The 4,681-nt window shown below is 68.6% G+C and carries 4 protein-coding genes; all 4 read right to left on the reverse strand.

The genetic code is table 11. From position 1 onward, the window contains the following. On the reverse strand, positions 1 to 621 hold a 621-nt coding region (locus DC522_RS32475), incomplete at its 3' end, for a bifunctional 4-hydroxy-2-oxoglutarate aldolase/2-dehydro-3-deoxy-phosphogluconate aldolase (protein WP_133239446.1). Positions 622 to 663: 42 nt separating this feature from the next. After that, entirely contained in the window at positions 664 to 2,499 is a 1,836-nt protein-coding gene (gene edd, locus DC522_RS32480; RefSeq protein WP_165820427.1) for a phosphogluconate dehydratase, read from the reverse strand. 11 nt (positions 2,500 to 2,510) lie between these two features. Continuing rightward, the gene (locus DC522_RS32485; protein ID WP_116532551.1) at positions 2,511 to 3,194 is read right to left on the reverse strand and encodes a 6-phosphogluconolactonase; all 684 of its coding nucleotides are present in this window, start codon (positions 3,192 to 3,194) and stop codon (positions 2,511 to 2,513) included. Continuing rightward, the gene (gene zwf / locus DC522_RS32490) at positions 3,194 to 4,675 is read right to left on the reverse strand and encodes a glucose-6-phosphate dehydrogenase (protein WP_116532552.1); all 1,482 of its coding nucleotides are present in this window, start codon (positions 4,673 to 4,675) and stop codon (positions 3,194 to 3,196) included. Before zwf ends, DC522_RS32485 begins: the two co-directional genes overlap by 1 nt. Positions 4,676 to 4,681: the final 6 nt, after the last annotated feature.

Here is a 4,681-nt window from a genome sequence, read left to right on the forward strand (position 1 = left end):
CAGCGTCGCCCGAGCCAGATCGGTGATCCGGCCCCAGTCGCCCTGGCGGATGGCATCCCGTGGCGCCAACCATGATCCGCCCACGCAGACCACATTCGGACAGGCGAGATATCGTTTGGCCTTTTCCGGATCGATCCCGCCGGTCGGGCAGAAGCGGGCGGCCGGCAACGGCGAGGCCAGCGAACTCAGCAGAGCCACACCACCCACGGCCTCGGCCGGAAACAGCTTCATGTGGGTGTAGCCGCGCTCCAGCACCGCCATGACCTCGCTGGCCGTGGCTGTGCCCGGCAGGAGCGGCACCGGCGAACTCGCCGCTGCGTCCAGGAGGGCCGGCGTGGCGCCGGGGCTGACCGCGAAGGCGGCTCCGAGGGTGGCGACCGCATCCAGCTGGGCCGGCGTGAGCACGGTTCCGGCCCCCACGATGGCGTCGGGAACCTCGGCGAGGATGCGGCGGATGGCTTCGAGTGCGGCCTCGGTCCTGAGCGTCACCTCCAGCACGCGTACGCCGCCGGCGACCAGCGCCTTGGCGAGCGGCACGGCATCGGCCACGTCCTCGACCAGGATGACCGGGATCACGGGCCCCTGGCCCAGGATTGCGGCGATCTGGCTGGCTTCAGACATCGCTGGTCCCCTGCGACAAGGATCGGATTGGGCGCTTCAGGCTCATGCGGCCTCCGGCCAGAGGCTGGCCGCGCCGAGATCGGCCGGGCCCACGGTTGCCCGAAAGGCCGAGAACAGGTCGCGCCCCAGGGACAGCCCACCGGCCACCGAATTCGAGCGCGTCGGAACGCGCGTCGCCAGTGTGTCCGCATCGACTGCAGCCTCGAGACGACCTTCGGACGCGTCGATGGTGATCAAATCCCCGTCCTGCAGAAGCCCGATGACCCCGCCACTCTGAGCCTCCGGCGTTACATGGATTGCACTGAGGATCTTGCCCGAGGCCCCGGACAACCGTCCGTCCGTCAGGAGCGCCACCCGCAATCCGCGATTCTCCAGCACGCCCAGGGCCGGCATGAGCCCGTGCAGCTCCGGCATGCCGTTCGCCTTCGGCCCCTGCTGGCGCACCACCACGACCGTGTCATGGTCGAACAGGTTGGCCTTGAACGCTTCCAGGAAGGCCTCCTGGCTCTCGAACACCCGCGCGGGCGCCGTCAGGGACTGGCGATCTGGCCGCACGGCCGAGGTCTTGACCACCGCCCGGCCGAGATTGCCGCTGATCAGCGCCAGCCCGCCCGTTGCCTGGAAAGGATTGTCGATGGTGCGCAAGACCGACGGCTCAAGGGTCTCGCGGGCCGCATCCCGGTAGGCGAGCTGTCCATCCTGAAGCCAGGGCTCGCGGGCGTAGGCCGCGAGATCAGGTCCCGCCATGGTCTCCACGTCGCGGAACAGCAGCCCGCCCCGCAGCAGTTCCCGGATCACGAATGCAATGCCGCCGGCGGCGTGGAACTGGTTCACGTCCGCAGGGCCGTTGGGATAGACCCGGGCCAGGAGCGGTACGGCCGTGGCCAGATCCGAGAAGTCCTCCCAGGTGATCACGAGCCCAGCCGCCCGCGCCATGGCCACCAGATGAAGCAGGTGATTGGTCGAGCCGCCGGTGGCATGCAGGCCCACAATGGCGTTCACGAACGCCTGTGGTCCCAGGCGCTCGCCCAGGCCCCGGACCCCTTGCGGCGCCCGCACAGCCTCGATCGACAGGCGCACGGCCTCCCGGGTGAGCGCATCGCGCAGCGGCGTGCCCGGTGCAACGAAGGCCGCGCCGGGCACATGCAGACCCATCATCTCCATCATCATCTGGTTGGAGTTGGCGGTGCCGTAGAAGGTGCAGGTGCCGGGGGCGTGATAGCTCTTCATCTCGGAAGCGAGCAGAGCCTCCCGACCCACTTCGCCGGTCGCGTAGGCTTGGCGCACGCGCGTCTTCTCGTCATTCGACAGTCCCGTCGGCATGGGGCCTGCGGGCACGAACACGGTCGGCAGATGGCCGAAGGACAGCGCGCCCATCACCAGGCCCGGCACGATCTTGTCACACACGCCGAGCATGAGGGCGCCGTCGAACACGTTGTGCGAGAGAGAAATCGCCGTCGACATCGCGATCACGTCGCGGGAGAACAGCGACAGCTCCATGCCGGGCTGACCTTGCGTGACGCCGTCGCACATGGCCGGAACGCCGCCGGCCACCTGGGCGGTGGCCCCCAGGGCTCGCGCCTCCTCCTTGATCAGGTCCGGATAGGTGGCGAAGGGCTGATGGGCCGACAGCATGTCGTTGTAGGCCGTCACGATGCCGAGGTTCGGCGCCATGCCGGTGGCGACCGCCATCTTCTCGCCGCTCGCGCAGGCTGCCGCCGCGTGAGCGAGGTTGCCGCAGGAGAGCTTGCGTCGGGGCGGATGATTGCGGCGGACCTCGTCGATCCGCTCCCGGTACTCCCGCCGCAGATCGCCAGACCGGGCACTGATGCGGGCTGCGACGTCGACAAGGACACTCGAGGTGGGCGCAAACGGCATGATGACAACCTTCATTCGGCAAAATAGACGCGAGGCGGAACGCCGTTCTCGAACAGGAGGCGGACCGGTGCGGTAACCGGGTCGGCCGAGCCGAGGGCGCGGTTCAGGGCAGCCAGCTTGTCCTGGCCGGAGATCAACAGCGCCGTCCAGCGTGCCCTGGCCAGGGGAAGCGGCCCGAGGGACAGCCTCGGCTCCAAATTGGCCGGATGAGCCGCAAGTACGGCCGGAGCCGCCTCTCTCCTGGCCGGTTCGAGCCACCGGTCGCCTGGAAAGAGCGAGGCGATGTGAGCGTCCGCCCCCATGCCGACGACCACGGCATCAAGGCGCCCCAGGGCGATGATGCGCTTCGCCAGGGCTGCGGCGGTCTCGTCGAGAGAGCCGGCGGCGGCGCGCAGCGGCACGAAGCTTCCCGGCTCCAAGGGGAGACAGTCCCGGATCATGCGCTCGTTGGAGCGGGGATCGTCCGGCAGAACATCCCGCTCGTCGGTCGGGACGACCGTGATGGCCTGCCACGGCAGATCGTGCTGCCCCAGCCGCGTCAGGAACGCCCGAGGTGTTGTTCCACCCGGCACGGCAAGAGCCGCCCGCCCCCGTTCGTTGACAGCCTGTCGGAGAACACCGGCGACATCGCCCGCCAGACGCTGCGAGACCTGCCGCAGGTCGGGGCCGCGGACGAGGTCGAGGGCCACTCCCATCACCCCTGCACCTCCGGGTCGGCCCAGCTGCGCCCGTCGCGCTCGATCATGCCGACCGCCTGCGACGGCCCGAAGGTGCCGGCCGCGTAGCGGTGGGGCGTTGCGTAGTGCTCGCTCCAGCCCTCGATGATCGGGTCGATGAAGCTCCAGGCCGCCTCCACCTCGTCGCGGCGCATGAACAGGGTCTGGTCGCCCCGGATCACGTCGGTCAGAAGGCGCTCATAGGCATCAGGCGTGCGTTCGCCGAAGGCCGTGTCGTAGCGCAGGTCGAGCGTGCGCGGGACCAGCTTGAGGCGCCCGCTGCCCGGCACCTTCATCATGAACTGCAGCTGGACGCCGTCGTCCGGCTGGACCCGGATGACGAGCCGGTTGGGCTCAGGATTGCCGCGGAAGATCGAGTGCGGCACGCTCTTGAAGGTGATCGCGATCTCGGAGCAGCGTGCCCCCATGCGCTTGCCGGTGCGCAGGTAGATGGGCACCCCGCCCCAGCGCCAGGTGTCGATCTCGCAGCGCAGGGCCGTGAAGGTCTCGGCGCCGCTGATCCGGCCAAGCTCCTCGGCATAGCCGGGCACCGGCTGGCCCGCGATGGAGCCGGCCGTATACTGGCCGCGCACGGTATGGCGGAGCACGTCACGCCCCTGGATGGGTCGGAGCGCCCGCAGGACCCGCACCTTCTCGTCGCGAACCGCATCGGCATCAAGCGTATTGGGCGGCTCCATGGCGAACAGGCACAGAAGCTGCAGGACATGGTTCTGCACCATGTCCCGGAGTGCGCCGACATGATCGTAGTAATCGGCGCGTTGTTCCAGTCCGACGGTTTCGGCCACGGTGATCTGAACATGGTCGATGTCACGCTGGGACCAGGAGCGCTCGAACAGGCTGTTGGCAAAGCGCAGCACGAGCAGGTTCTGGACGGTTTCCTTGCCGAGATAATGGTCGATCCGGTAGGTGCGGCTCTCCGGCAGCACCTCGGCCACGGCGTCATTGATCGCCTGGGCTGAAGCCAAGTTCCTGCCGAGGGGCTTCTCCAGAATGAGACGGCTGTCGTGCTCGAGCAGGCCGGCGCTCTTAAGCGAGCGGGCGGCCGGGATGAACAGGCCGGGCGGAGTGGCCAGATAAAAGGCGCGGACGCGTTCCGCATCGTCCAGGCGGGCGCTCAGCTCCGCCATGGTGGCTGGATCGGACATGTCGGCCCGGACGTAGGTGAGCCGCTTCAGGAGGTCATCGACGTCGGAGCTCCTCAGGCCCTGCTCCTTGAGGCGGGCGGCGGTGCCGGCTTTCAGGCTTTCCTCGGCCTCCCCCGAACGCACAATGCCCACGATGCGGCTGGCTTCAGGGATTACGCCCTCGGAAATGCGCTGCGCGAGTGCCGGAAAGAGCTTTCGGATGGCCAGATCGCCGCTGGCCCCGGCAATCGCCAGGTCGAAGACCGGGACCGGCGTCCGCTCGGGCAGCGGAAGCGTCGAAGAATGGTGATACATCAGACC

Origin of the sequence: Microvirga sp. KLBC 81, from assembly GCF_003075415.1 — a bacterium.
Taxonomy (GTDB): Bacteria; Pseudomonadota; Alphaproteobacteria; order Rhizobiales; family Beijerinckiaceae; genus Microvirga.